General features: G+C 73.5%; 3 protein-coding genes. All 3 read right to left on the reverse strand.

The window, feature by feature from the left end:
* Nucleotides 1-167, reverse strand: a 167-nt coding sequence (locus tag PROKR_RS31800; RefSeq protein ID WP_157602491.1) for a biotin carboxylase N-terminal domain-containing protein, incomplete at its 3' end; no start/stop codon positions are given.
* Nucleotides 167-1,726: an acyl-CoA carboxylase subunit beta gene (locus tag PROKR_RS22395; protein ID WP_036967762.1), complete on the reverse strand. Its 1,560-nt coding sequence runs from the start codon at nt 1,724-1,726 to the stop codon at nt 167-169. The genes PROKR_RS22395 and PROKR_RS31800, both read right to left, overlap by 1 nt.
* A 77-nt stretch (nt 1,727-1,803) precedes the next feature.
* A partial coding sequence (locus tag PROKR_RS22400) for a helix-turn-helix transcriptional regulator (protein WP_157602482.1) occupies nt 1,804-2,175 on the reverse strand: 372 nt, incomplete at its 5' end.

Here is a 2,175-nt window from a genome sequence, read left to right on the forward strand (position 1 = left end):
GGCGTCGGGCCGAGGCGGACGGCGACGTCGGCGGCGCGGGTGTGCGGGGCGCCCGTGTCGGCGTCGGAGTGGACGGCGACGGTGCGCAGGCCGAGGCGGCGGGCGGTGCGGATGATCCGTAGGGCGATCTCGCCGCGGTTAGCGATCAGGAGGGTGTGCATCGTCATCACATCCGGAAGATGCCGTAGGAGGGCTCGGGGATCGGGGCGGCAGCCGTGGCGGCCAGCCCGAGGGCGAGGACGCGGCGGGTGTCGGCGGGGTCGATCACGCCGTCGTCCCACAGGCGTGCCGTGGCGTAGTAGGGGTTGCCCTGGGTCTCGTACTGGGCGCGGATCGGGGCCTTGAACGCCTCGACGTCGGCCGCGGGGGCGTCGGCGAGGTCCTTGCGCACCGTGGCCAGCACGGACGCGGCCTGCTCGCCGCCCATGACGGAGATGCGGGCGCCGGGCCACATCCACAGGAACCGGGGGTCGTAGGCGCGGCCGCTCATGCCGTAGTTGCCGGCGCCGAACGAGCCGCCGAGCACCACGGTGAACCGGGGTACGGAGGTGCAGGCCACGGCCGTGACCAGCTTGGCGCCGTCCTTGGCGATGCCGCGGTGCTCGTACTCCTTGCCGACCATGAACCCGGCGATGTTCTGCAGGAACACCAGCGGGATGCGCCGCTGGTCGCAGAGCTGCACGAAGTGCGCGCCCTTGAGCGCGGACTCCGAGAACAGGATGCCGTTGTTGGCCACGATGCCGACCTGGTAGCCGTCGATCCGCGCGAAGCCGCAGACCAGTGTCTCGCCGTAGCGGGCCTTGAACTCCTGCAGCTGGGAGCCGTCGACGATGCGCCGGATCACGTCGCGCACGTCGTACGGGGTGCGCGGGTCGGCGGGCACGTCGTAGAGCCCGTCGGGGTCCGCCTCGGGCTCCTCGGGCGGCACCCGGTCCAGCACCTGCGCGGGCGCCGGGGTCGTCGCGATGATCTCGCGCACGATGCGCATGGCGTGGGCGTCGTCGTCGGCCAGGTGGTCCGCGACGCCCGAGGTGGTGGTGTGCACGACGCCGCCGCCCAGCTCCTCCGCCGTGACGACCTCGCCCGTGGCGGCCTGCACCAGGGGCGGCCCGCCGAGGAAGATCGTGCCCTGGTCGCGCACGATGACGGCCTCGTCGCTCATCGCGGGCACGTACGCGCCGCCCGCGGTGCACGAGCCCATGACGGCCGCGACCTGCGGGATGCCGCGGGCCGACAGGTTGGCCTGGTTGTAGAAGATGCGCCCGAAGTGCTCGCGGTCGGGGAACACCTCGTCCTGCATGGGCAGGTAGGCACCGCCGGAGTCGACGAGGTAGATGCACGGCAGGTGGTTCTCGGCCGCGATCTGCTGCGCGCGGAGGTGCTTCTTCACCGTCACGGGGTAGTACGTGCCGCCCTTGACGGTGGCGTCGTTGGCGACGACCACGCACTGCCGCCCCGCGATGCGCCCGATCCCGGTGACGATGCCCGCGCTGGGCACCGCCCACTCGCCCCCGTACATGTCGTAGGCCGCCAGGGCCCCGATCTCCAGGAAGGGGCTGCCGGGGTCGAGCAGCCGGTCGACCCGGTCACGGGCCAGCAGCTTGCCGCGCCCGGTGTGGCGGGCGCGCGCCTCGGGCGAACCGCCCTGGCGCACGCGCGCCAGCCGTTCGCGCAGCTGCGCGGTCAGGGTGCGCAGATCCGGTCCAACGCCGACGTCGGTGGTCATGTGCCGCAGCATAGCCCGCCGGTTAATGATCGTTAACCCCTGGGGTCCGACGACGGAGCCCGCCGGCGCGTTCCGGGTCAGCGGAGGCCGCGCCGGTAGTCACCCGGGGCGACGCCGCACACCTGGCGGAACGTGTCGTAGAAGCTGCTCTGCGCGGTGAACCCCGCGGCGTGCGCGATCTCGGCGGCGGTGCGGTCGGAGGTGATCAGCAGCCGCTGCGCCTCCGCGACCCGGCACCGCGCGATGTACGCGCCGACCGTGGTGCCGACCACCCGCTTGAACAGCGTCATCGCGTGGCTGGGGCTCAGGTGGACGGCGCGGGCCACGTCCGTCGCGGTGATCGGCTCCCGGTAGTGCTCCGCGACGTACTGCGCCATGGCCGTGGCCCGGGCGGCGGCGCCGGACAGGGGCCCGTCCGCGGCCTCCTGCCCCGGCTCCGCGGCGCCGGC

The organism is Promicromonospora kroppenstedtii DSM 19349 (genome assembly GCF_000515355.1).
In the GTDB taxonomy this organism is placed as follows: Bacteria; Actinomycetota; Actinomycetes; order Actinomycetales; family Cellulomonadaceae; genus Promicromonospora; species Promicromonospora kroppenstedtii.